Genomic DNA, 26,982 nt, shown 5'->3' with positions numbered 1-26,982 from the left:
TTAGTCCTGCGCAGCTTCCTCAGCGGCTGCCGGAGCAGCTTCCTTGGCTTCTGCTGCCTGATCTTCCAGCAGCTCTTTGATACTCAGCTTGATACGACCACGCTGATCGACGTCGAGGACTTTAACCTGTATTTCCTGGCCTTCGCTCAAGTAGTCGGTTACGTTCTCAACACGTTCTGCGGCAATCTGCGAGATGTGCACCAGACCATCTTTGCCGGGCAGAATATTGATGAAGGCGCCAAAATCAACGATGCGAGCCACGGTGCCGGTGTAGACAGCACCCACTTCAGCTTCAGCGGTGATTTCTTCAACCTTGGCAACGGCTGCATCACGATCTGCCTGATTCTGGCCAAAGATACGCACTGTGCCGTCATCATCAATATCGATAGTAGCGCCAGTCTCTTCGGTGATAGAACGGATAGTTGCGCCGCCCTTGCCGATGATGTCGCGGATCTTGTCGGAATCGACCTTCAGAGTCATCATGCTAGGCGCATTGGCGTTCACTTCAACGCGGTGCGTTGAAATCACTTCATTCATCTGACCCAGAATGTGCAAGCGAGCCTGCAGTGCCTGTTCCAGAGCAATATCCATGATCTGCTCATTGATACCTTCAATCTTGATATCCATTTGCAGTGCGGTAACACCTTCAGCAGTACCAGCGACTTTAAAGTCCATGTCACCCAAGTGATCTTCATCACCGAGGATATCAGTCAGAACTGCAAACTGGTTGCCGTCCTTAACCAGACCCATGGCTATTCCAGCTACCGGCGCTGACAGAGGTACGCCCGCTGCCATCATTGCCATGGAACCAACACAGACGCTGGCCATAGAGCTGGAACCGTTAGACTCAGTAATTTCTGATACAACACGTGTTGTATAAGGCCAGTCATCAGAGTTAGGCAGCACTGCCGCCAGACCGCGACGCGCCAAACGACCGTGACCAATCTCACGACGGTTGGTGAAGCCAATACGACCGGCCTCACCTACTGAGTAGGGAGGGAAGTTGTAGTGCAGCATAAACGGATCACGACGCTCGCCTTCCAGTGCGTCAATGATCTGTGAATCACGGGTAGAACCCAATGTCACAGCGCCAATAGCCTGAGTCTCACCACGGGTGAACAACGCAGAACCGTGTGCTTTTGACAGGATATCAACTTCACAGGCGATAGCACGCACAGTGCGGGTATCACGACCGTCGATACGCGGCTCGCCAGCGAGAATGCGCTTGCGGACCAGATCTTTTTCAACTTTCTTGAACAGGTCTTTAACATCATCTGCATCAGGCGCATCGTCGCCGACACACAACTCCGCAACAACCTGCTTTTTCAGGGCACTGACGTTAGCGTAACGCTCAGCCTTCTCGGTGATGCGATAAGCCTCACCTAAAGGCGCCTTGATGCTGGCTTCTACTTTAGCCAACAGCTCAGCATCCACAACAGGTGCTTCCCATTCCCATGCGGGCTTGCCGGCTTCAGCAGCGAGCTCAGTAATGGCCTGAATAACGGTCTGCATCTCTTGGTGAGCAAACAGCACAGCGCCCAGCATTTGATCTTCGCTCAGCTCCTGCGCCTGCGACTCAACCATCAGTACCGCGTCCTTGGTACCGGCAACGATCATATCCAGCTTGCTTTCAGCCAGCTGCGCATAGGTTGGGTTCAGCATGTAGCCCTGTGCTTCGGTATAACCGACACGAGCGCCACCGATAGGACCATTGAACGGAACACCAGAAATTGCCAACGCGGCAGAGGTTCCAATCATGGCGACGATATCAGGATCAATGTGCTTGTCCGCTGACATCACGGTACAAACAACCTGCACTTCGTTCATGAAGTCATTAGGGAACAGTGGACGGATCGGGCGATCAATCAAACGCGACGTCAGTGTTTCTTTCTCAGAAGGACGTGCTTCACGCTTGAAAAAGCCACCGGGTATCTTACCAACGGCATAGGCTTTCTCAATGTAGTGCACACCCAGTGGGAAGAAGGGCTGACCGGGCTTAGAAGATCTTTCGGCAACAACAGTAACCAGTACCGAAGTGTTTTCTACCGTGACCAGCACAGAACCAGTTGCCTGCCGTGCGATACGCCCCGTTTCTAGTGTGACCGTTTGGTCACCGTACTTGAAAGTTTTTGTTACGGGATTCACAATTTTTCTCCAATTTCAGACAGTAAAACCGGGCTACCGCAGTTGGCGGCCGCCCGGCCAATTTTTAGCGACGTAAGCCAAGTCTCTTGATCAGCTCACCGTAGCGTGCAGCGTCTTTGCGCTTCAGATAATCCAGCAATTTACGACGCTGGTTGACCATACGAATCAGCCCGCGACGCGAGTGATGGTCATGCTTGTGAGATGAAAAGTGTCCTTGCAGCTCATTGATATTCGCTGTCAATAAAGCGACCTGAACTTCAGGAGAACCAGTGTCTCCCTCGGCAAGTTGGTAGTCTTTTACGATTTCTGCTTTTACAGTTGCACTAAGTGCCATGTTAATCTCCTAGCTAATATGCCTTTGACGGTTATCACCGCCGTTACGTCAAAAGAGCCTGCCCGTGCATATTTACAGACAGGTTCGCGTCAGCCCTACTGGCTGACTATCAGTCGACGCGGCGCCACGCGCCCATCGTCTAATATTTCTCCTACACCTAAAAATTCACCGGTCTCCAAACCTACTCTTACCAACCCACTAACGGGGGCTAGCGGCACCTGGACCGGTTGTCCCTGGCGTATATAAAATCCTCCGGATTCGGTCAATCTGACCATGGGTAATGCACCCAGCGCTGCATCCGAGGGCAGCAACAGCGCATCCATATTGGTATACGCATCTTCTTCTTTGAGCTGTTCCAGAGCAGTCATGGTATAGGCATCTTCAATGCCAAACGGCCCTGCCTGAATCCTGCGCAGCGCACTCACATGCCCACCGCACGCCAATGCCGCTCCAAGGTCTTCTGCCAGAGAGCGAATATAGGTGCCTTTGCTGCAGGCAATTTTAACATCTACCTGAGGCCGTGGCCCGGGTCTGAAGGCTAATAACTCATATTCATAAATAGTAACAGCACGAGCTTTGCGTTCGACTTCCTGCCCCGCTCTAGCCAATTTGTACAATGGCTGCCCTTGGTGCTTCAGTGCCGAGTACATGGGCGGAATTTGCTCTATCGGCCCACGAAATGGCCCTATTGCCTCAGCCACCATGGCCTCGGTAACAAAGCTGGCATCCTGCTCTGCAACCACCTCACCTTCGCTGTCGCCGGTGGCTGTGGTCGCACCCAACTGAAACGTGCTCAGATAGGTCTTATCGGCATCTAACAGGTACTGGGAAAACTTGGTCGCCTCACCAAAACACAGCGGTAAAACCCCGGTGGCCAGCGGATCAAGACTACCGGTATGTCCGGCCTTAGCCGCAAAATAGAGGTGTTTGGCAGTTTGCAGCGCACGGTTCGAGCTAACGCCCAGTGGTTTGTCCAGCACTAGAATACCGTTAACAGGCCTACCCTTATTGCGACGGCCCACTAGACCTCGCCTTCCGGTGTCTGGCTGTCGGTGTCTTCGTCCATATCTGAGTCTGCAGCAACGGCCTTACCGATCAGTTCTTCCATATAGGCACCGCGGCCTACACTGCTATCAAACAGAAAACGCAACTGCGGCACGGTGCGCATTTTACTGCCCTTGGATAGTCGCGTTCGCAAAAAACCCGCTGCCTTGTTCAGCGCAGCCAAAGATTCTTCAGCCGCCTCGACATCATCCTTACCCAGCACGGTGCAATACACGCGTGCATAAGCCAAGTCTCGACTGACGTCCACACTTGTAATACTCACCATGCCGACCCGCGGGTCACGTAATTCCAATTGCAACAGGCTTGCCAACTCCTTGCGCAAGAAGTCGGATACCCTATCAGATCGTTGAAATTCCCTGGCCATGGCAACCGCCCCTTAAAGGGTACGGGCGATCTCCTTGACTTCATACACTTCGATCAAGTCACCGGCCTTCACGTCAGTGTAGTTCTTAACGCCAATACCACACTCGGTACCGCTGCGAACTTCACTGGCGTCATCTTTGAAACGACGCAGTGATTCCAATTCACCTTCGTAGATAACCACGTTCTCGCGCAACACCCGAATCGGCTTGCTGCGATACACAGTGCCCTCGGTGACCATGCAACCTGCAATTTGGCCAAACTTGGGCGAGCTGAACACGTCGCGCACTTCCGCGATGCCAACAATTTCTTCGCGTAGCTCCGGTGCCAACATGCCCACCAGTGCCGCCTTGACGTCATCAATCAGGTTATAGATAACGTTGTAGTAACGCATATCCAAGCCTTCGTCTTCGACCAACTTGCGCGCCGCATTGTCGGCTCGCACATTAAAGCCAAAGATAACTGCTTCGGTGGTCAGTGCCAGTGTTACGTCGGTCTCGGCTATACCGCCAACACCACCACTGACAATATTCACCTTGACCTCATCGTTACCCAGATCAAGCAACGCAGATTGAATAGCTTCCAGCGAGCCACGTACGTCCGCCTTCACCACCACGTTAAGCGATTGCTTATCACCTGCGGTCATACTCTCGAACATATTGTCGAGCTTGGCCGCTTGCTGGCGCTGCAACTTGCTATCTCTGAGTTTCAGCTGACGCGCTTCTGCAATCTCGCGTGCCCGCTTTTCACTCTCAACTACAGCGAACGGGTCGCCGGCATCGGGAGTGCCATCCAGACCGAGTATCTCAACGGGAATAGAGGGCCCTGCTTCTGCTATCGGCTTACCGTTTTCGTCGAGCATCGCCCGTACACGGCCAGCCTGCAGACCTGCCAATACGATATCACCTTGGCGTAAGGTACCGCTTTGAACCAACAATGATGCTACGGCTCCGCGGCCTTTATCCAGACGCGACTCGATCACAATACCTTGAGCCGGGACATCGCGTGGAGCTTGCAGCTCCAGTAACTCTGACTGCAGGAGAACCGCATCCAGTAATTCTGTAACACCATCACCGGTTTGCGCGGAGACGTTTACAAACTGCGTTTCGCCGCCCCACTCTTCAGGAATAACGTCTTTGGCAGCCAGTTCGTTACGTACCCGATCCGGATCTGCACCTTCTTTGTCCATCTTGTTGACGGCTACAATCAAAGGAACCTGTGCTGCACGCGCATGGAGCACGGCCTCTTCAGTCTGCGGCATTACGCCGTCATCGGCAGCCACCACCAAAATCACAATATCAGTACTCTTGGCGCCACGAGCACGCATGGCAGTAAACGCCGCGTGCCCCGGTGTATCCAAAAAGGAAATCATGCCGTGGTCGGTTTCTACGTGGTAGGCACCAATATGCTGGGTTATACCTCCGGCCTCGCCTTCGGCAACCTGAGCCTTGCGAATATAGTCCAGCAACGATGTCTTACCGTGGTCGACGTGACCCATCACAGTAACCACCGGCGCGCGCGGCTCCCCGCTACCTTCGTGCAGTGCCAGAGTTTCTACCAACTCGTCTTCCAGCGCGTCATCACTGACCGTGCGATAGCCGTGTCCAAGCTCTTCCACAACTAAGATAGCTGTGTCCTGATCAATCATCTGGTTGATGTTTGCCATGACGCCCAGCTTCATCAATTCCTTGATGATTTCACCGGCCTTAACCGACATTTGCACAGCCAGATCACCTACAGATATCGCATCGCCCAGTGCAACTTCTGCTTTCTTCTGCTCTGTAGGCATTTCAAAACCATGCCGCCCATGTTCTTCGTGAGTCTTGGAGATGTTCTTTTTGCGTCCACCACGGCGCCGCATAGTGCCGCCGTCGGCAGCTTCTATCTGATTCAAAGACAGATTATGTCCGCGCTGCTTGCCGCGACCCTGTGAGCCAGGTCGCTCACCACGACCCGCTTTCTTCTTGCGCTCAGGCTCTGCTGCCTTGGGTGCATCGTGCAAACGCTTGGGCCGAATCTCGCGGCTCTTGGTCTCGGTTTCCTCGGGAACTTTTGCGACTTCCGCCAGTTTGCGGGCTTCAGCAGCTTTTTCAGCCTTGCGCGCCGCCGCTGAGGCCTCGCGCTCTAATTTTTCATCCGCCTCACGGCGCTGGCGCTTCAGTGCAGCAAGCTGTCGAATCTCTTCAGGATCGAGATTTGCTCGATCTATCGGTGCATCGAGGTCACGTTCGGGTGCTTTAGCCGCTTCTGGCTCTGCTTCTACCTCGGCAACCTCTTCCGCCTCAACAACGGGCTCAGCCTCTGCAACAATCTCGGGCTCGACAACCGGCGTCTCTTCTACAACCGCTTCCAGTACTTCTTCATCGGTGGCGTCTTCAGCATCGCGTTTGATATAAGTGCGTTTTTTCCGCACTTCCACGTTCACCGTTCTCTTACTCTGGGAGCCTGATGCTTTCAGAGTGCTTACTGTTTTGCGCTTGAGCACGATACGCTTGGGCGCATCACTTTCATTGTCTTCGCCATGACTGCGCTTTAAATAGGCCAGCAATGTCTGCTTGTCTTCGTCGGACACTACCTGCTCCGCTTTGAGGTGAGGCAGACCGGCATCTTTCATCTGAGTTAACAGACGATCAACCGACGCTCCGACAACCTCGGCAAGCTGCTGAACTGTGACTTGCGCCATGCAATATTCTCCTTTCTACCCTGGTTATTAGCGTTATTACTACTCTGTTGCGGTTTCGGCTTCCGCCTCCGCAAACCAGGGTGCGCGGGCAGTCATAATCAACTCGCCCGCTCGCTCTTCTGTCATACCTTCTATATCCAGCAGGTCATCGACACCCTGCTCGGCCAGATCTTCCATGGTGACGATATCTTTACTGGCCAGCACATAAGCCAGTTGACGATCCATGCCTTCCATAGTCAAAAGGTCTTCTGCCGGCACGTTGTCGCCCAGCTGTTCCTCGGTCGCAATTGCTGCTGTCAGCAATGCGTCCTTGGCACGGGCGCGTAACTCGCCCGCAATATCTTCGTCAAAGCCGTCAATGTTGGACATCTCTTCCAACGGCACATAGGCGACTTCTTCCAGTGTGGTGAACCCCTCTTCTACCAGGATTTCAGCCACGTCTTCATCAACGTCGAGGTTGTCCATGAAAACATTGACAACCGCGCCGGCTTCTTGCTCGTGCTTGTCGGCGGCCTCTTCAAGACTCATCACATTGATCGACCAGCCACTCAGCTCACTGGCCAAACGCACGTTCTGGCCACTACGGCCAATCGCCTGCGCCAGGTTTTCACTGTTAACTGCCACGTCCATGGTTCCGCTGTCTTCATCCACTACAATGGATTCAACCTCAGCCGGAGACATAGCGTTAATAACCAGCTGCGCGGGGTTGTCGTCCCACAGCACGATATCTACACGCTCGTTATCCAATTCATTCGACACCGCTTGCACACGTGAACCGCGCATACCTACGCAGGCGCCTACAGGGTCAATACGCCCATCGTTGGTCTTTACAGCAATCTTGGCGCGCGAACCCGGGTCCCGGGCGGCAGCACGGATCTCAATAACTTCCTCGGAGATCTCCGGCACTTCAATTTTGAACAGTTCGATCAGCATCTCTGGACAGGCTCGGCTCAGAATCAACTGTGGCCCACGAGTTTCCTCGCTTATTTCCTGCAAGATAGCCCGCACCCGATCGTTAACACGAAACGTCTCACGCCCTACCAGCTGCTCGCGTGGCAACAGGCCTTCTGCATTATTGCCAAGGTCGACAATCACATTGTCACGGGTGACCTTCTTAACACTACCAGCGACCAATTCTCCAACGCGGCTCTCATACTCTTCGACTACTTGCGCGCGCTCTGCTTCACGCACTCGCTGCACAATAACCTGCTTGGCGGTCTGCGCGGCGATGCGGCCAAACTCTACGTTTTCTATCTGCTCTTCGTGCACATCACCAATATTCAGGTCGGCACTGACTTCAGCGGCTTCCTCTGTGGTGAACTGAGTGCCCAGCAACGCCATCTCGTCATCAGCTACAACCAACCAGCGACGCACCGAAGTGTAATCACCGGTCTCGCGATCGATAGTCACTTCTATATCAGCTTCCTCGTCATATCGCTTTTTGGCGGCACTGGCCAAGGCCAATTCAATCGCCTCAAAGATAATTTCTTCCGAAACACCTTTCTCGGCAGATACGGCTTCTGCTACTAACAATATTTCTTTGGTCATCCTGGTCTCGCTCGTTGTAACCGGTACCACCGGTAAACCTGTATCGATCAGACGCGCGGTTTTACCTGCGCTTTATCTATAGATGTGAACGGAAGTAAAAACTCGTGGTTATCAACCTGTACCACGATCTCCTCGCCCTCTATCCCCTTTAACGTACCCTTAAACTTGCGCCGCCCCTCGAAAGGTGCGCGCAAGCGAATTTCAATCCACTCGCCGATATAACCCGTGTACTGATCCAGTTGAAACAACAACCGGTCTACTCCGGGAGAAGACACCTCCAGCGTGTACTCGCCGGTGATAGGGTCTTCTACGTCGAGAATACTACTGACCTGGCGACTGACTTCTGCGCAGTCCGCCACATTAATACCGTTCTCGCCGTCTATATAGACTCGCAGTGTCGTATGCCGACCCTGCGACAAATACTCCAAGCCCCACAACTCAAAACCCAGAGCCGCTATAGAGGGCTCAAGCAACGCTTGTATCTGTTCGTCCCTGGCTGCCAAAGCCGCTCCTGTCACGTCGATGCATTTTTCGCACCTAATAAAAAGCCCCTAAAGAGGGGCTTCTCAAAATAGTGTCTGTACAAACGACACTGAATTGGTGGCGGGTGCCGGAATCGGACCGACTACCTGATAACAGGTACCCACCATGTTAGGAAAGTGGTAGCGGGGGCCGGATTTGAACCGACGACCTTCGGGTTATGAGCCCGACGAGCTACCAGGCTGCTCCACCCCGCATCAAAAACCTAACCTTGCAAAGCCCCTTGGTGCTTTGCTATCCAGAGCCGGCTCGTCTCAGCCCTGAATTCAAGCAGCGCATTATAGGTAGCAGACCCCTATCGGTCAACCGCTTTGGGGTGCTAAAAGTCATTGATTTACAGATGATTTTCTCAGTTTAGCTAAAGGCGATGCCAAACACTGTGAGGTGGGGTACCAAATGCCCTGAATAGAATGCCAAATGCTACAGGGTGAAATTTAGTCTACCTGATTAGCGTGGGTAAATGGCCGAATAAATTCCGACAAGATTTCACTGGAACGCAGCGGAATAAATTGGGGGCTATTAGAGCAGTAGTTTTTGCAGCCACACTAACATCGAAGCTAGAATAAGCCTGCCAATCCTACCCCGCCCGTGAACCCACGCTTACTGACTGAGCTTTTAGGCCCCAATTACCCAAAGCCATGAACTACAGAAGAGAAATAGACGGGCTACGCTCTGTCGCCGTGCTTCCTGTTATTTTCTTTCATGCAGGCATCACGGTATTTAGCGGGGGCTATATCGGGGTCGATGTGTTTTTTGTTATCAGTGGCTATTTGATAACCAGCATCATCGTCTCAGAAAGAGCTAACAATGCGTTTACGCTCCGAAACTTTTACGAACGCAGAGCAAGGCGAATATTGCCAGCGCTGTTTTTCGTTATTATTGTTTGCATCCCGTTCGCCTGGGCATGGATGTCACCCTCACAGCTACAGGAGTTTGCCCAGAGCCTTGCTGCTGTCGCGCTATTCTCTTCAAACATTCTGTTCTGGAGCGAAAGCGGGTATTTTGCGCCAGTTGCTGAGCTAAAGCCCCTTCTTCACACCTGGAGCCTAGCGATAGAGGAGCAGTACTACCTATTTTTCCCATTATTCATTCTCGCGACTTGGCGCTTAGGCGGTAAAGCGATTTTTGTCGCACTTCTACTACTGAGTGGCATCAGCCTTCTGCTGTCACAATGGGCCAGCGCTAATCACCCCAGTGCAAATTTCTATTTGTTACCCACCCGCTTGTGGGAGCTGCTGGTCGGTTCATTGATCGCGCTATACCTACTTAACAAAAAGGCCGTTCCCTCTCAAAGCACTGGCAACGCGCTCTATATCGATCAGCTATTCAGTGGCATAGGCCTGGCTCTTATTCTCTACTCGATTTTTGCTTTTGATGACCAAACCCCGTTTCCCGGCTTTTATGCGTTAGTGCCCACCCTTGGTACTGCACTGGTCATTCTGTTCGCCTCAAAAGGAACCCTCACAGCCATGGTATTGGGCAGTAAGCTGCCCGTTGCTATAGGCCTGATTAGCTATAGCGCCTACCTGTGGCATCAACCTCTTTTCGCGTTCACCAGGATCAGGAGTGTCAGCGAGCCAAGTCCCACCTTCATGGTACTGATTGGGTTGCTATCGTTAGGCTTAGCAGCAATGACTTGGAGGTATGTCGAAAAACCCTTTAGAGACAAGTCAAGATTCTCTCGACCGCAGATTTTCTATGCCGCAGCCATCGCGTCTACAGCACTTATCGGGCTGGGCTTGTGGGGACACTTGAGCAATGGGCTTCCAACCCGAACTAACTCAGCTGGCGCCACATTTGCAGAATTGAATCTGGACCATAGAATCCGACCCAACAGAGGGCTAAACAAAGCCTGTGATTTCAAATTCACACTCTCAGATGAATGCCGCACTGGCAACCCACCCGACATTCTAGTTTGGGGAGACTCTTTTGCCATTCACCTGATACAGGGAATACTCTCTTCAAATAGTGACGCAGCAATTATCCAGCTGACCAAAAGTGCTTGCGCGCCTGTCATTGGACTTGCGCCAGAAAGAGACAGAATTCATGGCGAAGCATGGTCTGAGGAATGTCTGAAATTCAACGATTCGGTATCTCTCTGGATTAAAGAAAACACTAGCCTGCGCTATGCGGTATTGAGCTCTCCATTCGAGCGTTATTTAGAGAATGCCTCGCAACTCAGATACGCTGGCAACGTCACGGGCTCCAATGAATCTATCCTCTACACGCATTTTTCTGCCACGCTTGATTTTCTGGTGTCCCAAGGCATACAGCCGGTCGTATTTGCTCCACCACCTTCGATTGGGCATGACAAAAATATTGGTGCCTGCCTATTCAGGTCAGCGATCTTTAACGAGGAGATGGAAAAGTGCGATATTTCCGCGGCTGACTATCACCAGAACATGCTGAAGGTAATAGCTTTTCTGAAGAAGATTGAGAAAAAGTATCGTGTGATTTGGATTGATGATTTCTTGTGCACTAGCGAAAAATGTCGAACGTCGATAGACGGCCAGTTTATCTATCAGGATGCTGTTCACTTATCCTATGAAGGTTCAGCTTTGGTGGGGTCGAGAATGAATTTCTATGAGCTGATTACCGCACCGTCTACGTCTGAATGATGCTGAGGTATGGCCGAATGAATGCGGCCCCACAAAGTCAGAGGCACTACAAGGTTTCAGCACAACAGGTGTAGATGCCACAGGGCAAAAGGTACGGATACAAAAAAGGCGCTCCACCGCAGTGGAACGCCTTTCTCTAATATGGTGCCGAAGGCGGGACTTGAACCCGCACGAGCATAGCTCACCACCCCCTCAAGATGGCGTGTCTACCAATTCCACCACTTCGGCTTGTTCTATAAAACTTACTCGATCCCTGGCATGTCGTCGGCAGGCGCCGACAGCGTGGTCGGGATATCCGAATCCAGCGCCGGGATATCAAAATCACGGTCCGCCGGCATCTGTGCCTCCACGGTCGGCAGGATGAGATCATCGCTGCTCAGAGCATCGGCTTTGTCCTGCGCCAACATCGCCAGGCCGAAGCTACTGACAAAAAAAGCCACTGCCAAAAAGGCCGTCGCCCTGGTAAGCACGTTACCGCTACCATCGCTGCCAAACAAAGTCTGGCTGGCTCCCGCACCAAAGGATGCACCCATATCAGCGCCTTTACCTTGTTGCAGCATAATCAACCCGATAATGCCCAAGGCAATCAACAAGTGCACTACCAAAACAATCTGTTCCATAATCCGTTTCTCTATTGTGCCGCCGCTATGATGGCGGCAAATTCGGTGGCGTCCAGCGAGGCACCCCCCACCAACGCTCCATCTATGTCCTGTTGGGCAAACAGCTCTGCCGCATTGGCAGCTTTGACACTGCCACCGTACAGAAGGCGTATCGCCTCTGCTTCTGCCGCGCTGTGCTGCCGCAAAAACTGCCTGATAAACGCATGCATCTGCTGCGCTTGCTCAGGGCTGGCCGTTTTACCGGTCCCAATCGCCCACACTGGCTCGTAGGCAATGACATCGCTGGCCTGCAAAGGCTCGGCCAACAACGCCTGTAACTGTTCTGCTACTACTTCTTCAGCACGTCCCTGCTCGCGTTGCTCCAGGGTCTCACCAACACAAAGCACCGGCACTAGCCCGGCGCGTCGCACTGCCTGCGCCTTTAATGCTACCTGGTCATTAGTTTCGGCAAAATACTGACGCCGCTCAGAATGTCCGAGAATAACCCGGTCGCACCCTATGTCAGCCAACATCGCCGCCGCTACCTCACCAGTATAGGCCCCGCTGTCATACTCACTACAGGTCTGCCCACCTACTCCTATAGCTGAGTCGGTAGTAACGGATACCGCCAGCGGTACATGCACGAAAGGAGGACAAACCGCCACTTCAACTGCACTATCGCCAATACAGGACACTAATCCGTCCAACAGGGCCTGTGCTGAATCCAGACTGCCATGCATTTTCCAGTTCGCGACAACAAGGCGACGACGCATACATCCTCCAGAGCCCCAAGCGGCGGCAATGTTACCCAAGAAAGTTTCAACATACAACACACCATGAGGCGGCGTGCCGACAATAGATCAAGCCAGAGCTTGCTCTACCTGACCAGCCAACCGGGTGCAAAGATTTTCAACCTGCTCAAAATCCTCACCCTCGACCATAACTCGGACCACAGGCTCGGTCCCGGACGGACGCAACAGCACTCGGCCACGCTCACCCAACTCGGCTTCAACAGCGGCAACAGCGTCAATCACCCCAGGCTTGTTATCAAAACCGCCGCGGTCTGCAAGACCCACATTGATCATACGCTGGGGGAACTTTGTCATACCTGACTTGAGTGTCGCCAGATCGTTTCCCGACTGCTGCATAGCCAATAAAACCTGTAGTGCAGCTACTACACCATCACCGGTGGTCGATATATCAGAACAAATAATATGCCCCGAGGACTCTCCACCCAGATTCCAGCCCTTACTAGCCATCATCTCGTTGACGTAGCGGTCGCCAACATTGGCGCGAGCGAAGTCAATACCCTTCTCACGCAGGGCCAGCTCCATACCCAAATTGGACATCAAGGTGCCGACCACGCCATGGCTCTGACGCTCACAGGCAATGATATAAACCAGCTCATCACCATCGACTAATTCACCACGGTGATCGACAAACAGTACCCGATCGCCATCACCATCGAAGGCAATACCGAGATCAGCTCCCTTCATTAGCACCTGCGCACGCAGCGCAGTGGTATCAGTGGATCCGCATTCTCGATTGATATTAAAGCCATCGGGCTCAGCACCAATAACATAAACCTCGGCACCCAGCTCCCGAAACACACTCGGGGCAACGTGATAAGTAGCGCCATTGGCGCAATCCAACACAATGCGGCGACCACGCAAGTCAAATTTGTGCGGTACTGTGGATTTGCAATACTCTATATAGCGCCCGGCCGCATCTTCCATGCGCACCACCTTACCGATTTCCGAAGATTCTGCGGTAACCAACGGCAGATCCATCTCGGCCTCTATTAGCAATTCCAGCTCATCACCTAGCTTGGTGCCCTCAGAGCTGAAGAACTTGATACCGTTGTCGTAATAAGGGTTGTGCGACGCACTGATCACAATACCCGCCACCGCGCGCTGACTGCGAGTCATTTGGGCGATGGCCGGTGTCGGCATCGGACCCAGTAGAGCCACGTCTACACCTGCAGCAACCAGGCCGGCCTCCAGCGCTGACTCGAACATATAGCCCGATATACGTGTGTCTTTACCGATAACTACGCGGCGGTGCTGGCAACTGACATCCCGACCGCGACTAAATACACGGCCGCACGCCCACCCCAGTTTCAACATAAAATCCGGTGTAATGGGTGCCTCGCCGACTTTGCCGCGAATGCCATCTGTTCCAAAATAACGCTTCTGCATGCGCCGCTCCTAGCTATGTTATTGAGCCAAGCCGCCTGTAATGGCTTAGGTGTCGAGCTGTTCCAGCGCGGCCACCATCGCCAACGCATCCGCTGTGGCCCTCACATCATGCGTACGCACAATGGTCGCGCCACGCTCAACGGCAAGTACCGCCAGAGCTAAACTAGCCGGTAGTCGCTCGTCGACTTCTCTGCCTAACAACTTACCGATCAGAGACTTCCTCGAGAGACCTACCAGCACCGGAAAACCCAGTTCCGAAAGTGTAAGCAGGTTGTCCAATAATTTCAGGTTATGGATCACAGTTTTGCCAAATCCAAAGCCGGGATCCAGCCACAGGCGTTCTACGGCGATCCCCGCCGCTATGCAGGCGGCAGCGCGTTGGCGCAGAAATTCCACAACATCATCCACCACATCTACATAAACAGGTGACTGTTGCATCGAGCCCGGCTCACCCTGCATGTGCATGAGGCAAATGGTAGCGTCGGTGGCCGCCGCCGCAGCCAGAGCGCCGGGGCGCTGTAAGGCCCGCACGTCGTTAATCACGCTGGCGCCTATAGCAACAGCACCGGTCATGATTTGCGGCGTACTGGTATCTACAGAAATGGTGACATCAAGCTCGGCGGCGATCGTCTCAACAACAGGGAATACTCGGTCCTGCTCTTGCTGGATACTTACTGGCGCCGCGCCCGGTCGGGTAGATTCCCCGCCCACATCGAGAATAGTCGCGCCATCGGCGACCATCTGTCGTGCACGTTGGAGAGTAAGCTCCAGGTCAAGCCTGCCACCCGTGTAGAGGGTACCGCCATCGGAGAAAGAATCGGGGGTGGTATTAAGCACCCCCATCACTTGAAGAGCAGGTTTAATTAGTGTTCCTGCGCAGGACCGCCAATAGGACCAGACACGTCTGCGTCCGAGTCGGATTCACTCTTCGCCGTTGCCGACTCGTCAGCTTCACCGTCTATACCACTATCGCTACCGCCATCGCCATCCTCCCAATCGCTGGGCGGACCAGGCATTTTGCCCTCATCCATGATGACATCAAGCTGACCGGCATCCAGCGTTTCGTACTGCATTAACGCGTCTGCCATCAGGTGCAACTTATCGAAGTTATCCTTCAGAATCTGCTGTGAAGTGGCGTAGCACTCATCAACAATACTGCGCACTTCCTGATCGATATCGCGCGCGGTCTGCCCGGAGATAGCCTTATTTGGCATCCCGGCACTGCGCCCCAGGAATACTTCCTCGCCACCTTCGTCATACAACAGCGGACCCATTTTCTCGGACAAGCCCCATTTGGTCACCATATTACGGGCGATCTCAGTCGCCCGCTGAATGTCATTGGACGCGCCTGTGGTCACACCGTCTTTACCCAACGTCATCTCCTCGGCTATACGACCGCCAAACAAACTACAAATCTGGCTGATAATGTGCCGCCTGCTGAGGCTATAACGATCTTCCTCAGGCAGGAACATGGTCACGCCCAGAGCGCGGCCGCGGGGAATAATGCTGACTTTGTAGACGGGGTCGTGCTCTGGCATCAGGCGCCCGACAATGGCATGCCCGGCCTCATGGTAAGCCGTGTTGCGCTTTTCCTTCTCGGACATGACCATAGACTTGCGCTCCGCGCCCATCATGATCTTGTCTTTGGCCAGCTCAAACTGCTCCATCGCCACCAGCCTGGCGTTGGCACGCGCAGCAAATAGCGCTGCCTCGTTCACCAGATTAGCCAGATCGGCACCCGAAAAGCCCGGCGTACCGCGCGCAATCAGCGCGGCCTTGACGTTGTCGTCAAGCGGAACCTTGCGCATGTGTACTTTAAGAATCTGCTCACGCCCGCGAATATCGGGCAAACCAACAACTACCTGGCGATCGAATCGACCTGGCCGCAGCAGCGCTGGATCAAGAACGTCGGGACGGTTCGTGGCAGCAATCACAATAACGCCGTCGTTACCCTCAAACCCATCCATTTCTACCAGCAATTGGTTCAATGTCTGTTCACGCTCGTCGTGTCCACCACCCAAGCCAGCGCCACGATGACGTCCCACTGCATCAATCTCATCGATAAAAATGATACACGGAGCTTGCTTCTTCGCCTGTTCAAACATGTCACGGACGCGCGAGGCACCTACACCTACAAACATCTCGACGAAGTCGGAACCAGAAATGGTGAAAAAAGGCACCTTGGCTTCGCCCGCAATGGCCTTCGCCAATAGCGTTTTACCCGTACCAGGCTGACCTACCATCAAAACACCGCGCGGAATGCGACCGCCCAGGCGCTGAAATTTGCCAGGATCGCGCAGAAACTCTACCAGCTCTTGCACTTCTTCCTTGGCCTCATCAACCCCCGCCACATCGGCAAAGGTGGTATTAATCTGATCTTCACCCAAAAGACGAGCCTTGCTCTTTCCAAAGCTCATCGGACCACCGCGGCCGCCGCCTCCACCTTGCATCTGGCGCATGAAGAACATGAACACAGCTATGATGATCAGAATCGGGAAGCAGGCTACAAACAGCTGCATCAACAAGCTTTGCTGCTCTGGCTTGCGACCTTCCACCTCGACCCGATGCTTCAGCAGATCATCCATCAGCTTGGGGTCTTCAACCATCGGACGCACGGTCTCAAAGGTGGTGTTGTCAAAGCGCTCACCGTTAATGGTGAGCCCATCAATAACCACCTTTTTCACCTGCTCACGCTGGACTTGCTCGATAAACGCCGAGTAACCGAGCTGCTCAGGGGCCTGCTTTACATTAAAATTCTGGAATACAGACAGCAGTACCGCCGCTATAACCAGCCACAACAATAAATTTTTCGCCATATCATTCAAGGCCTTAACCCCTCTTGCTCCCACCCATTCATACGAAAATCCGGTTCAAGTGGTTCAGGATGAACCCCAAATGTACTACAAATAGCGAATCAGCTCCACGCCAGCGACCGCCTATGCTAACCAACTCACTATCCTTTGAAACCCGTGGCGACCATATAGACTTCACGAGAACGCGGGCGTGAGGCCGCTGGCTTACGCGTCTGCACTTTGGTAAAGCTGTCACGACAGGAACGCATAACATCTTCAAATCCCTCTCCATGGAACACTTTACTGACAAATACGCCGCCTGGCTTTAGAACCCGGCAAGCCAAATCCAACGCCAGCTCCACCAAGTATATCGAGCGCGGCTGGTCAACCACGTTCATACCACTCATATTGGGGGCCATATCTGAAATTACAAGGTCTGCCTGAAGATTATCCAGCGCCGCCAAAATCTGCTCAAAAACGACTTCTTCCGTAAAGTCGCCCTGAATGAATTCTACATCGGCCAAACTATCCATGGCGAGGATATCTGAGGCAATAACCCGCCCTTTTGTCCCCACCAGCGGCGCAGACACCTGTGACCAGCCGCCAGGGGCGCTGCCCAGGTCCACCACCGTCATTCCGGGGCGCAGCAGCCTGTCGCGCTCGTTCAGTTCCAGCAATTTGTAGCAGGCACGCGAGCGATAACCCTCGCGCTGCGCGCGCTGGACATAAGGATCATCAAAATGCTCCTTCAACCAGCTCTTGCTGGTTTTACTGCTCTTTTTCTTGACCATGACTAAGCTTGCTGCTCACTGCCTTGCTATCTAATCACTGGGGACTTGGGTAGAATACCGCGCCCACACGTTAGACGATACGACCGCAGGCATATAAGACCTCAATGAGTAAGAAAAAAGACAACAAACAGCTGCGTGCCATTGGGCATAAGCTAAAACCCGTAGTTACCGTGGCCGGCAAAGGTTTAAGTGAAACCGTGATGGCGGAGCTGGAACGCGCGCTGACTGACCACGAGATCATCAAGGTCAAACTCGCGGTTCCAGGCAAAGCCGATCGACAGCAGCTCAGCGAAGCAATCTGCAAGCAGACCGGCGCGCAGTTGGTGCAAAGCATTGGCAGCGTCATCTTATTGCTGCGCCGCAGCCGTGAGCCCGATCCTCGCCTGTCTAATCTTATCCGCTAAACTCGCTCCTCAGCGTGCTGGCCCGCCATGTCTTTTAAGGGGCTCATCACATGTCATTGGGACAGCCGATAGTAGGCACACGGGCCGCCGTCATTTATCTGCTCGCCGCCTTTAAATCACAGCGCAGCTTGGCTAGACTTGTACGGTGAAAATGTCTGAACCAAGCAGCCCAAGCTTCACCATCTGTTCCTATAACATCCACAAGGGATTCAGCGCCGGCAACCGCCAGTTTTTACTGCATGATATGCGCGAGGCTATCCGCAGCGTTGGTGCCGATATCTGCTTCTTACAAGAGGTGGTGGGGCATCAAATCCGCTATGGCAGCGCGCAGGATGCGGAAACCGCGACGCAATTTGAGTTTCTTGCCGATAGTGCCTGGCCCCACTACGCCTATGGTAAAAACGCCATCGTTGCCGAGGGCCATCATGGCAACGCCATACTCAGCAAAATCCCTTTTACTGAATACCAGAACCACAATATTAGTCGCTGGCAATTCTCTCAACGCGGACTGCTGTGCGGACGCCTTGGCAATAGCCTGACGCTGATTTGCGTTCACCTTGGGCTACTAGGGTCAGAGCGGGCCTATCAGATGAAGCGTTTGCAGGAAGTCATAGAAAAAAATTGTAAGCCGCACGAACCGGTCATCGTCGCTGGCGACTTCAATGACTGGCGCCTTCGTGGTGACAACATGATGCGCCAGGAACTGGGTTTCAATGAAGTTTTCAGTGAACTGAGAGGACGCCCCGTAAGGAGCTTTCCCGCTGCCTTGCCAGTGCTGCGGATGGACCGCATCTACTTTCGCGGCCTGCAACTGGAGTCTGCCCGTGCTCTGCGCGGTGGCATCTGGCGCCGTCTGTCGGATCACGCGGCGCTATGCGCCAGTTTCAGCAATCCCAGCGCGCTCAACATTTAGAATGAGCCGTAGGTGCAGACCCGCAGCCCGCATTAACCCAAGATAGGTGCCTCGCATGGCCAAGATTCTCGATTTTCCCAGTACTCGGATACAAGGCCTTACGTTTTTGCAAGATCAGATCAGGGATTTACTGGAGCAGAACGGCGCCGACGCCGACCTACAGGAATTTGCCGCAGCCACAGTCATGGAAATCTACCAGCGAGTTGTCAGTGCCGAGAACTATAACTTCGCGCTGAACCTGCCGGAGTCTGTCTCGGAATCGGATGCTGAGGACCTACACGTACAAATAGACAACAACCTCGCCGTGATACAGGAGGCTAATCATGCAATTATCGTGCGGCTGATAGCGGAACTGACGCTCGCCGAGGTGAAGCTGTTCCAATTGCAAAACGCTTAAACGCCGCGCTTATATATGCTGCACTTGATCAATTTCAAATTCAACATCACCACCCGGGGCACGCACGATTACGGTGTCGCCCTCCTCCTTGCCAATGAGGGCGCGGGCAATCGGCGAAGTCACTGATATCCGGTTACTTTTTACTTCGGCTTCATCCTCTCCCACGATCCGGTAGCGCACCGCTTCCTCGGTCTCCACGTTAATCAGATCGACGGTAGTGCCAAAAATGACTCGCCCGGTCGGGGGTATTTTGGTGACATCAATCACCTGAGCTTCGGCAAGTTTAGATTCAATATCCATAACCCGACCTTCAGCAAAACTCTGTTGGTCCCTGGCCGCGTGATATTCCGCATTTTCCTTCAGGTCGCCGTGCTCTCTAGCCTCCGCGATGGCCTTGGAAATGCGCGGTCGATCAACTTTCTTGAGTTGCTCAAGCTCTGCTCGCAACGCGGCTTCGCCGGCAACGGTCATGGGAACCTTATTCATGCGACGATACTCCTGTGTAAATCTTGCAGCCGTCTTACCTGCAAATCATCGTCTGATAGCAGCGACCCACAAAGTGCTTCAGCCGCCGCCAATGTGGTGGTGTAGTACACCCGATGCGACTCAGCATTGCTGCGAATCGCAGAGGAGTCCTCAATCGCGCGCCGCCCTTCGGTGGTATTCACAATCAGATCTACTTCATCATTTTTAATAATATCGACGATATGCGGGCGCCCTTCCTGCACTTTATTGACCGTGCGAACTTCCATTCCAGCGGCAGCAATGACATTCGCAGTACCACTGGTTGCCACAAGCTCAAAACCGAGCGTGATAAGGTCGCGTGCCACTCCTACAATGCCAAATTTGTCGACATCGCGCACACTTAACAGCGCCACTCCCTTGGTCGGGGCTATATTATTCGCCGCCAGCTGCGCTTTGGCAAAAGCGGTTTCAAAGGTTTCCCCAGTCCCCATGACTTCACCGGTAGACTTCATCTCTGGTCCGAGAATCGGATCAACACCCGGGAATTTATTGAAAGGTAACACGGCTTCCTTAACGCTAAAGAAGGGCGGCACAATTTCTTCAGTGAAACCCTGATCCTGCAGTGATATATCCGCCATACAACGCGCAGCGATCTTGGCCAGCGACACACCAATACATTTAGAAACAAACGGCACCGTGCGCGAGGCGCGTGGATTCACTTCAATCACGTAGATAGTTTCATCTTGCCAAGCCAGCTGCACGTTCATCAGGCCTTTGACACCAAGCTCCCGCGCCATTTGCTTGACCTGCTCGCGCATCTCGTCTTGCACCTCGGCAGCGAGACTGTAGGGCGGCAGCGAACAGGCTGAGTCACCGGAGTGCACTCCAGCTTGCTCAATGTGCTGCATGATGGCGCCAATCACGACGGTTTCGCCATCGCTAACGGCATCGATATCGATCTCAATCGCGGCGTTCAAAAAGCGATCCAGCAATACGGGAGAGTCGTCGGAAGCCTGCACCGCGTCACGCATATAACGCAGCAGGTCTTCTTCCCGGTAGACAACTTCCATCGCGCGTCCGCCCAGCACATAGGAAGGCCTTACCACCAGTGGATAGCCTATCTTTGCCGCTGCAGCCACTGCCTCTTCCGTACTACGCACGGTGGTGTTGGAAGGCTGCTTCAAGCCCAGCTTCTCAATCATATGTTGGAAGCGCTCGCGATCTTCGGCGCGATCAATCGCATCCGGCGTGGTACCAATGATGGGCACACCCTCAGCTTCCAAGGCTCGCGCCAACTTGAGCGGGGTCTGGCCGCCAAACTGGACGATAACGCCCTTGGGCTTTTCCAGATCTACAATTGCCAATACGTCTTCCAGGGTGACCGGTTCAAAGTAGAGGCGGTCTGAGGTGTCGTAATCGGTAGATACTGTTTCCGGGTTGCAGTTGACCATGATGGCCTCATAGCCATCCTCACGCATAGCCAAAGCGGCATGCACACAGCAGTAATCAAACTCAATACCCTGACCGATACGGTTCGGGCCGCCACCCAATACCAGTATCTTGTCGCGATCTGTGGGCGCCGCCTCGCACTCTTCGTCGTAGGTGGAATACATATAAGCTGTATCAGAGGCAAATTCAGCAGCGCAGGTATCGACCCGTTTGAAGACCGGTTTAACGCCCACTGACAGTCGCTGCTTGCGCACCTCACTCTCACTCACACCCAGCAGCACCGCCAAGCGCTTGTCGGCGAAACCCTTGCGCTTGAGCCGATACATAGCGTCATGGTCCAATTCTGCCAACTCAATACGCTTGAGACTGTCTTCGGTACTGATCAGGTCCTGAATTTGCACCAGGAACCAGGGGTCTACCCCGGAGTGACGGTAAATTTCCTCAAGGTCCATGCCGGCGCGGAAGGCGTCACCCAGATACCAGATACGGTCGGGCGTCGGGTTACTCAGTTCTTTGATCAGCAAAGCCCGTGCGTCAGCATCTTCAACATCTATCATATGCTCAAAGCCGGAACTATCGACCTCGAGCCCACGCAGTGCCTTCTGCAACGATTCCTGAAAGGTACGCCCAATCGCCATCACCTCACCCACAGATTTCATCTGGGTGGTCAGTCGATTATCCGCGCCAGGGAACTTCTCAAAAGCGAAACGGGGAATTTTGGTGACCACGTAGTCGATACTCGGCTCGAAGGACGCAGGCGTAGCACCACCAGTGATTTCATTCTGCAGCTCATCCAGCGTATAACCGATGGCCAACTTTGCTGCAACTCGGGCTATCGGAAAACCAGTGGCCTTAGACGCCAGCGCCGATGATCGCGATACACGTGGGTTCATTTCAATGACCACCATGCGTCCTGTTTTGGGATCCTGCCCAAACTGCACATTGGAACCGCCAGTCTCTACACCAATCTCACGCAATACCGCCAGCGAGGCGTTGCGCATAATCTGGTATTCCTTGTCGGTCAAGGTTTGCGCCGGTGCGACAGTAATCGAGTCGCCCGTGTGCACGCCCATGGCGTCAAAGTTCTCGATGGCACAAACGATGATGCAGTTGTCGTTCTTGTCCCGAACGACCTCCATCTCAAATTCCTTCCACCCAATCAAGGACTCGTCGATCAATAATTCATTGGTGGGAGACAGATCGAGCCCGCGAGCGCAGATTTCTTCGAATTCATCGCGGTTATAAGCAATACCGCCGCCGGAGCCACCCATCGTGAAGGACGGACGGATAATGCAGGGAAAACCGAGCTGCGCCAGTACCTGCGTGGCTTCTTCCATGCTGTGGGCCAGCGCTGAATTCGGCGTCTCCAGACCAATACGCTTCATTGCCTGGTCAAACAGTTGGCGGTCTTCGGCCTTATCAATCGCGTCTTTACTGGCACCGATCAGTTCTACCCCATACTCTTCCAGGACGCCTTCTCGCGCAAGGTCGAGAGCACAGTTGAGTGCGGTCTGACCACCCATGGTCGGCAGTAGCGCATCGGGACGCTCCTCTCGGATAATATTGGCAACCGTGCGCCATTCGACCGGTTCTATATAGGTAGCATCTGCCATCACTGGATCGGTCATGATGGTAGCCGGGTTAGAGTTGACCAGGATTACCCGGTACCCCTCTTCGCGCAGTGCCTTACAGGCCTGTGCCCCGGAATAGTCGAATTCGCAGGCCTGGCCTATCACAATGGGGCCGGCGCCGAGTATTAGAATACTTTTCAGGTCCGTGCGTTTAGGCATGCTGCATAAGTTCCAGAAAATGATCAAACAAGGGGGCTGCGTCATGCGGCCCCGGGCTGGCTTCAGGGTGACCCTGAAAGCTGAACGCGGGCTTATCGGTTCGATGAATCCCCTGCAGAGTTCCATCAAACAGAGATTTATGGGTCACCCGCAAGGTCGCCGGCAGCGCGCTATCGTCAACCGCAAAACCGTGGTTCTGGCTGGTAATCAGCACCGTACCATCGTCCAGATTCTGCACCGGGTGGTTGGCACCGTGGTGTCCAAATTTCATTTTCATAGTGGTCGCGCCGCTCGCGAGTGCCAGCAACTGATGACCCAGACAGATACCAAAGACCGGTATATCGGTCTTCAATATTTCCGTAATAGCCGCTATCGCATAATCACAGGGCTCGGGGTCACCTGGACCATTCGACAAAAAGATACCGTCCGGTTGCAGGGCCAATACCTCAGCTGCTGGAGTCTGCGCTGGCACCACGGTCAGGCGGCAACCACGATCGACCAGCATGCGCAGAATGTTACGCTTTACGCCAAAGTCGTAAGCGACCACATGCAACGGCAGTTCAGTAGCGCTGAAATCTGGATGCCCCTCACCAAATACCCAACTACCCTGCAGCCACTCATAGGATTCCGTGGTGGAAACTTCACGCGCCAAATCCAGACCTTCAAGTCCACCGAACTCGCGCGCTTTGGCCAATGCGACATCGGCATCAATACCGGCCCCTGCCATTACACAGCCGCTGAGGGAACCTTTCTCACGCAGAAGGCGAGTAAGACGCCGGGTATCAATATCCGCTATGGCAACCACACCATTCGCTTTCAGATAATCACTGAGCGACTGCGTGTTGCGATAGTTACTGGCCATCAACGGCAAGTCACGAATGACCAAACCCGCGGCCTGAACCCCATTTGACTCTGCGTCCTCCGGCGTGGTGCCGGTATTGCCGATGTGGGGGTATGTCAGAGTCACGATCTGACGGGCGTAGGATGGATCAGTTAAAATTTCCTGATAGCCGGTCATGGCGGTATTGAATACCACCTCGCCAACAGAGACGCCATCCGTTCCTATCGCCAAACCATTGAAAATCGTGCCATCTTCAAGGGCCAATATGGCTGGACTGCTCAAGCACACCTCCTCGTCTGCCAGATAAACTGCCTGCGGCTACATCACTCTGTGTCGATAATACTCACGCCAGCAGAGCTGGCGCGCAAAAAAAGCGAAGTGATCTACACCCCGCTTTCTATCGAATATATCTACACTGAATTGAGCACCGAAACAGGAGCCCGGCACCGCACCAGACTCATTAATTCTGGCGCGAGATTTTACGCCATAGGCGCAGCAGAGGCAACCAGATTAGGCGCCAACGCACACTTCAATTAGAAGTCGCTTTGCTGCCGAACCGTTAACATACTCGATGTTCAAATTAAATTCTTTAAGGTATATTTCATGCGGGAGCTATGCTACCTTCCGATGTTGACCCCTAATACATTGGCACTCACAGGAGACAGATATGAGTGAGCTATTGTTTGACCTAACGCTAACTGACGAACAGCGCATGACCCGCGAGTCGGTGCAACGCTTTGCCGCTGCAGAAATGACCGCCGTCGCCCGTGACTCAGATGAAGCCGCAGCAACACCGGCTGATTTTTTCGAGCGCAGCCTGGAACTGGGACTGGCTCTGATGCCAATTCCCGAAGCCCTGGGCGGCGCCGGTGTCGCGCGCTCCCCCATTTCCAACGCCCTCAATGCAGAAGATCTCGCCACCGGCGATATGGGAATGGCACTGGGCAGCATTACACCGCTGGCTTTTGTGAACACGCTGATAGATCAGGGTAACCAGGCCCAACAGGAAAAATATCTCCCGCTATTCTGCGGTGAAACCTTCGCAGCGGCCACCATTGCCTTTACCGAGCCGCGCGCCACGTTCGAACCCACCCAATTGCACACTGCGGCGAGCCGGGACGGTGACAGCTACGTTATTAACGGCGTCAAGAGCATGGTACCGCTGGGAGCCAGCGCTGAACTGATTATGGTTATCGCTGAATTGGAAGGCGAGGGCCCTGCCGCTTTTATTGTTGCGGGCGATGCTAACGGTCTGGCCAGCACCGCAGAGCGCAATATGGGTTTACGAACACTGGAGCTAGCCACGCTGACGTTCACCGACGTACGCGTGGACGCCGACGCTCGACTCGGCGAGAGCTTCGATTTACAACGTTTTGTGGATCTTTCCCGCATCGGCATCTGTGCACTGGCCGTTGGCACCGGGCAGGCGGTACTGGATTACGTGGTCGAATACTGTAATGAGCGCGAAGCCTTTGGTGAGCCCATCACCAACCGCCAGTCAGTGGCTTTCATGATTGCTGATATTGCCATCGAGCTGGACGCCATGCGGCTGATGACCTGGCGCGCTGCAGCCACCGCTGAACGTGGTGAAGATTTTCATGAGCAAGCCTACCTCGCAAAAGTTTTTTGCGCAGAGCACGGCATGAAGATTGGTACAGACGGTGTGCAACTGCTGGGAGGCCACGGTTTCTGCCGCGAGCACCCGGTAGAAATGTGGTATCGCAACCTGCGCGCCATTGGCATTCTTGAAGGCGCAGCCAGCGTCTAAACAGAACCCGGATACAGATAGAAACATGAGGATACCGAGATGATTAATCTGGAACTGAACAGCAAGCAGCAGGAAAACTACAACAACCTGAAGATGATGGCTGAACATATGATGCGGCCTTATTCTCGCAAATACGACACTGAAGAACACACCACGCCGGTAGAAATGGAAGAAGTAGCCAAGCTGCTGGCTCAGGATCGTCCAGTGGCCGCTGCCAAGGGTGGCGGCTCCGATACTGGCATCAAGAACGGTGGCAATATGATGGCGGTTACCGCCTATGAAGCCATGTGCTGGGGCGATGTTGGGCTGATGCTCTCCATGCCTGGGCGCGGTTTGGGTAACGCGGCTATCAGTGCCGTTGCCACTCCCGAGCAGCTGGAAAAATTTGGCGGGCGCTTTGCCGCCATGGCCATCACCGAACCTGGCGCCGGTTCAGACTCCGCCAATATCTCCACCACCGCGGTACTGGACGGCGATGAATGGGTGCTTAACGGCGAGAAGATTTACGTGACTGACGGTGGTCGCTGTGACGTTGTCGTAGTGTGGGCCACCTTGGACAAGTCAATGGGCAAAGCAGCCATCAAATCGTTTCTGGTAGAAAAAGGCACGCCTGGCTGCGAGGTAACGCGACTCGAGCACAAAATGGGCATTCGCGCCTCAGACACCGCAGCGATCACCTTCAGCGACTGCCGCATTCCCAAGAGCAATATCCTGGGCAACCCCGAAGTCGCGAAGAATGCCGAAGAACGTAAAAAGGCCTTTGGTGGTGTCATGCAGACCTTCGACAACACTCGTCCGCCGGTCGCTGCCATGGCCATAGGCGTAGGTCGGGCTGCACTGGACCTGACCCGGGAACTGCTGGGGAAGGAAAATATTGAACTTCGCTTTGACAAAATGCCGATCAACAGCACCGCAATTGAAGCCGAACTGTACCGTATGGAAGCCGAGTGGAGTGCAGCCCGACTGCTGGTGCAGCGCGCTGCCTGGATGGCCGACAACAAGCAACCAAACTCCAAAGAAGCCTCCATGTGTAAGGCCAAGGCCGGTCGTATGGGCAACGCAGTGACTCTCAAGTGTGTCGAACTGTGCAGCAGTTTGGGTTATTCAGAGAACGAATTGTTAGAAAAGTTTGCTCGCGATTCAAAAATTCTGGATATCTTTGAAGGCACCCAGCAAATCCAGCAGCTGATTGTGGCGCGCCGGGTTCTGGGCAAATCTTCTTCTGAACTGAAGTAAGTCCACCAGCTCCGCCGAATAGGCCCGGTCAGGGCCTGTTCGCCAC

At 53.8% G+C, this 26,982-nt stretch carries 22 protein-coding genes and 2 tRNA genes; 6 read left to right on the top strand and 18 right to left on the bottom strand.

Going from position 1 to position 26,982, the window contains the following annotated elements; all coding sequences use genetic code 11:
* The 8 genes from pnp to EYC98_RS19505 all read right to left on the bottom strand — a co-directional run bounded on the left by pnp (window position 1) and on the right by EYC98_RS19505 (window position 8,872).
* Window positions 1-2,145: a polyribonucleotide nucleotidyltransferase gene (pnp, locus tag EYC98_RS19540; protein WP_279247083.1), complete on the bottom strand. Its 2,145-nt coding sequence runs from the start codon at window positions 2,143-2,145 to the stop codon at window positions 1-3.
* A 64-nt stretch (window positions 2,146-2,209) separates the two neighbouring features.
* The gene (rpsO, locus tag EYC98_RS19535) at window positions 2,210-2,479 is read right to left on the bottom strand and encodes a 30S ribosomal protein S15 (protein WP_279247082.1); all 270 of its coding nucleotides are present in this window, start codon (window positions 2,477-2,479) and stop codon (window positions 2,210-2,212) included.
* Window positions 2,480-2,574: 95 nt separating this feature from the next.
* Window positions 2,575-3,501: a tRNA pseudouridine(55) synthase TruB gene (gene truB, locus EYC98_RS19530; protein WP_279247081.1), complete on the bottom strand. Its 927-nt coding sequence runs from the start codon at window positions 3,499-3,501 to the stop codon at window positions 2,575-2,577.
* Window positions 3,501-3,908 carry a 30S ribosome-binding factor RbfA gene (gene rbfA / locus EYC98_RS19525; RefSeq protein ID WP_279247080.1) on the bottom strand — a complete coding sequence of 136 codons (408 nt, stop codon included), beginning with the start codon at window positions 3,906-3,908 and terminating at the stop codon, window positions 3,501-3,503. The genes truB and rbfA overlap by 1 nt, the downstream gene beginning before the upstream one ends.
* Window positions 3,909-3,920: 12 nt before the next feature.
* Window positions 3,921-6,587: a translation initiation factor IF-2 gene (gene infB, locus EYC98_RS19520; protein WP_279247079.1), complete on the bottom strand. Its 2,667-nt coding sequence runs from the start codon at window positions 6,585-6,587 to the stop codon at window positions 3,921-3,923.
* A gap of 39 nt (window positions 6,588-6,626) precedes the next feature.
* Window positions 6,627-8,135: a transcription termination factor NusA gene (gene nusA / locus EYC98_RS19515; protein WP_279247078.1), complete on the bottom strand. Its 1,509-nt coding sequence runs from the start codon at window positions 8,133-8,135 to the stop codon at window positions 6,627-6,629.
* A gap of 47 nt (window positions 8,136-8,182) precedes the next feature.
* Entirely contained in the window at window positions 8,183-8,638 is a 456-nt protein-coding gene (rimP, locus tag EYC98_RS19510) for a ribosome maturation factor RimP (protein ID WP_279247077.1), read from the bottom strand.
* 157 nt (window positions 8,639-8,795) lie between these two features.
* Window positions 8,796-8,872, bottom strand: a tRNA-Met gene (locus EYC98_RS19505).
* Between the two features lie 441 nt (window positions 8,873-9,313).
* Between EYC98_RS19505 and EYC98_RS19500 the strand changes: the two genes are divergently transcribed.
* Window positions 9,314-11,293 carry an acyltransferase family protein gene (locus tag EYC98_RS19500; protein WP_279247076.1) on the top strand — a complete coding sequence of 660 codons (1,980 nt, stop codon included), beginning with the start codon at window positions 9,314-9,316 and terminating at the stop codon, window positions 11,291-11,293.
* Between the two features lie 142 nt (window positions 11,294-11,435).
* Here EYC98_RS19500 and EYC98_RS19495 read toward each other — a convergent pair.
* The 7 genes from EYC98_RS19495 to rlmE form a co-directional block, all read right to left on the bottom strand.
* Window positions 11,436-11,521, bottom strand: a tRNA-Leu gene (locus EYC98_RS19495).
* A 14-nt stretch (window positions 11,522-11,535) separates the two neighbouring features.
* Window positions 11,536-11,913: a preprotein translocase subunit SecG gene (gene secG, locus EYC98_RS19490; protein ID WP_279247075.1), complete on the bottom strand. Its 378-nt coding sequence runs from the start codon at window positions 11,911-11,913 to the stop codon at window positions 11,536-11,538.
* A gap of 11 nt (window positions 11,914-11,924) precedes the next feature.
* Entirely contained in the window at window positions 11,925-12,665 is a 741-nt protein-coding gene (gene tpiA / locus EYC98_RS19485) for a triose-phosphate isomerase (protein WP_279247074.1), read from the bottom strand.
* A gap of 87 nt (window positions 12,666-12,752) precedes the next feature.
* Window positions 12,753-14,090: a phosphoglucosamine mutase gene (gene glmM / locus EYC98_RS19480; RefSeq protein ID WP_279247073.1), complete on the bottom strand. Its 1,338-nt coding sequence runs from the start codon at window positions 14,088-14,090 to the stop codon at window positions 12,753-12,755.
* Window positions 14,091-14,135: 45 nt separating this feature from the next.
* Window positions 14,136-14,933, bottom strand: a complete 798-nt coding sequence (gene folP / locus EYC98_RS19475) for a dihydropteroate synthase (RefSeq protein WP_279247072.1) — start codon at window positions 14,931-14,933, stop codon at window positions 14,136-14,138.
* 20 nt (window positions 14,934-14,953) lie between these two features.
* On the bottom strand, window positions 14,954-16,906 hold the full coding sequence (ftsH, locus tag EYC98_RS19470) for an ATP-dependent zinc metalloprotease FtsH (protein WP_279247071.1): 1,953 nt from the start codon (window positions 16,904-16,906) through the stop codon (window positions 14,954-14,956).
* Between the two features lie 137 nt (window positions 16,907-17,043).
* Window positions 17,044-17,673: a 23S rRNA (uridine(2552)-2'-O)-methyltransferase RlmE gene (gene rlmE / locus EYC98_RS19465; protein ID WP_279247070.1), complete on the bottom strand. Its 630-nt coding sequence runs from the start codon at window positions 17,671-17,673 to the stop codon at window positions 17,044-17,046.
* Between the two features lie 104 nt (window positions 17,674-17,777).
* On the opposite strand from rlmE, the gene yhbY reads away from it, so the two are divergent.
* The 3 genes from yhbY to EYC98_RS19450 all read left to right on the top strand — a co-directional run bounded on the left by yhbY (window position 17,778) and on the right by EYC98_RS19450 (window position 19,387).
* Window positions 17,778-18,077 carry a ribosome assembly RNA-binding protein YhbY gene (gene yhbY / locus EYC98_RS19460; RefSeq protein ID WP_279247069.1) on the top strand — a complete coding sequence of 100 codons (300 nt, stop codon included), beginning with the start codon at window positions 17,778-17,780 and terminating at the stop codon, window positions 18,075-18,077.
* Between the two features lie 151 nt (window positions 18,078-18,228).
* Window positions 18,229-18,990 carry an endonuclease/exonuclease/phosphatase family protein gene (locus EYC98_RS19455; protein WP_279247068.1) on the top strand — a complete coding sequence of 254 codons (762 nt, stop codon included), beginning with the start codon at window positions 18,229-18,231 and terminating at the stop codon, window positions 18,988-18,990.
* A gap of 55 nt (window positions 18,991-19,045) precedes the next feature.
* Window positions 19,046-19,387 carry a hypothetical protein gene (locus EYC98_RS19450; RefSeq protein WP_279247067.1) on the top strand — a complete coding sequence of 114 codons (342 nt, stop codon included), beginning with the start codon at window positions 19,046-19,048 and terminating at the stop codon, window positions 19,385-19,387.
* A gap of 9 nt (window positions 19,388-19,396) precedes the next feature.
* Here EYC98_RS19450 and greA read toward each other — a convergent pair whose 3' ends face one another.
* The 3 genes from greA to carA are packed head-to-tail and all read right to left on the bottom strand — an operon-like array spanning window position 19,397 to window position 24,214.
* Window positions 19,397-19,873, bottom strand: coding sequence for a transcription elongation factor GreA (greA, locus tag EYC98_RS19445; RefSeq protein ID WP_279247066.1), 477 nt, complete (start codon window positions 19,871-19,873; stop codon window positions 19,397-19,399).
* Window positions 19,870-23,091: a carbamoyl-phosphate synthase large subunit gene (gene carB, locus EYC98_RS19440; protein WP_279247065.1), complete on the bottom strand. Its 3,222-nt coding sequence runs from the start codon at window positions 23,089-23,091 to the stop codon at window positions 19,870-19,872. The genes greA and carB overlap by 4 nt, the downstream gene beginning before the upstream one ends.
* Window positions 23,084-24,214: a glutamine-hydrolyzing carbamoyl-phosphate synthase small subunit gene (gene carA, locus EYC98_RS19435; RefSeq protein WP_279247064.1), complete on the bottom strand. Its 1,131-nt coding sequence runs from the start codon at window positions 24,212-24,214 to the stop codon at window positions 23,084-23,086. Before carA ends, carB begins: the two co-directional genes overlap by 8 nt.
* A gap of 385 nt (window positions 24,215-24,599) precedes the next feature.
* On the opposite strand from carA, the gene EYC98_RS19430 reads away from it, so the two are divergent.
* Window positions 24,600-25,700: an acyl-CoA dehydrogenase family protein gene (locus tag EYC98_RS19430; protein ID WP_279247063.1), complete on the top strand. Its 1,101-nt coding sequence runs from the start codon at window positions 24,600-24,602 to the stop codon at window positions 25,698-25,700.
* Between the two features lie 39 nt (window positions 25,701-25,739).
* Window positions 25,740-26,936: an acyl-CoA dehydrogenase family protein gene (locus EYC98_RS19425; RefSeq protein ID WP_279247062.1), complete on the top strand. Its 1,197-nt coding sequence runs from the start codon at window positions 25,740-25,742 to the stop codon at window positions 26,934-26,936.
* The last annotated feature ends 46 nt before the right edge of the window (window positions 26,937-26,982 follow it).

Origin of the sequence: Candidatus Litorirhabdus singularis (assembly GCF_026262625.1) — a bacterium.
In the GTDB taxonomy this organism is placed as follows: Bacteria; Pseudomonadota; Gammaproteobacteria; order Pseudomonadales; family Halieaceae; genus Litorirhabdus; species Litorirhabdus singularis.
Note: the sequence above shows the minus strand (reverse complement) of the source record. Positions and strands in the feature narration are given on the sequence as shown.

Coding starts and splice junctions, on each gene's coding strand:
- rbfA (WP_279247080.1), bottom strand. CDS start 3,908: ATGGCCAGGGAATTTCAACGATCTGATAGGGTATCCGACTTCTTGCGC.
- rlmE (WP_279247070.1), bottom strand. CDS start 17,673: ATGGTCAAGAAAAAGAGCAGTAAAACCAGCAAGAGCTGGTTGAAGGAG.
- ftsH (WP_279247071.1), bottom strand. CDS start 16,906: ATGGCGAAAAATTTATTGTTGTGGCTGGTTATAGCGGCGGTACTGCTG.
- yhbY (WP_279247069.1), top strand. CDS start 17,778: ATGAGTAAGAAAAAAGACAACAAACAGCTGCGTGCCATTGGGCATAAG.
- greA (WP_279247066.1), bottom strand. CDS start 19,873: ATGAATAAGGTTCCCATGACCGTTGCCGGCGAAGCCGCGTTGCGAGCA.
- folP (WP_279247072.1), bottom strand. CDS start 14,933: ATGGGGGTGCTTAATACCACCCCCGATTCTTTCTCCGATGGCGGTACC.
- EYC98_RS19425 (WP_279247062.1), top strand. CDS start 25,740: ATGATTAATCTGGAACTGAACAGCAAGCAGCAGGAAAACTACAACAAC.
- glmM (WP_279247073.1), bottom strand. CDS start 14,090: ATGCAGAAGCGTTATTTTGGAACAGATGGCATTCGCGGCAAAGTCGGC.
- infB (WP_279247079.1), bottom strand. CDS start 6,587: ATGGCGCAAGTCACAGTTCAGCAGCTTGCCGAGGTTGTCGGAGCGTCG.
- tpiA (WP_279247074.1), bottom strand. CDS start 12,665: ATGCGTCGTCGCCTTGTTGTCGCGAACTGGAAAATGCATGGCAGTCTG.
- carB (WP_279247065.1), bottom strand. CDS start 23,091: ATGCCTAAACGCACGGACCTGAAAAGTATTCTAATACTCGGCGCCGGC.
- EYC98_RS19450 (WP_279247067.1), top strand. CDS start 19,046: ATGGCCAAGATTCTCGATTTTCCCAGTACTCGGATACAAGGCCTTACG.
- nusA (WP_279247078.1), bottom strand. CDS start 8,135: ATGACCAAAGAAATATTGTTAGTAGCAGAAGCCGTATCTGCCGAGAAA.
- rpsO (WP_279247082.1), bottom strand. CDS start 2,479: ATGGCACTTAGTGCAACTGTAAAAGCAGAAATCGTAAAAGACTACCAA.
- EYC98_RS19455 (WP_279247068.1), top strand. CDS start 18,229: ATGTCTGAACCAAGCAGCCCAAGCTTCACCATCTGTTCCTATAACATC.
- EYC98_RS19430 (WP_279247063.1), top strand. CDS start 24,600: ATGAGTGAGCTATTGTTTGACCTAACGCTAACTGACGAACAGCGCATG.
- secG (WP_279247075.1), bottom strand. CDS start 11,913: ATGGAACAGATTGTTTTGGTAGTGCACTTGTTGATTGCCTTGGGCATT.
- EYC98_RS19500 (WP_279247076.1), top strand. CDS start 9,314: ATGAACTACAGAAGAGAAATAGACGGGCTACGCTCTGTCGCCGTGCTT.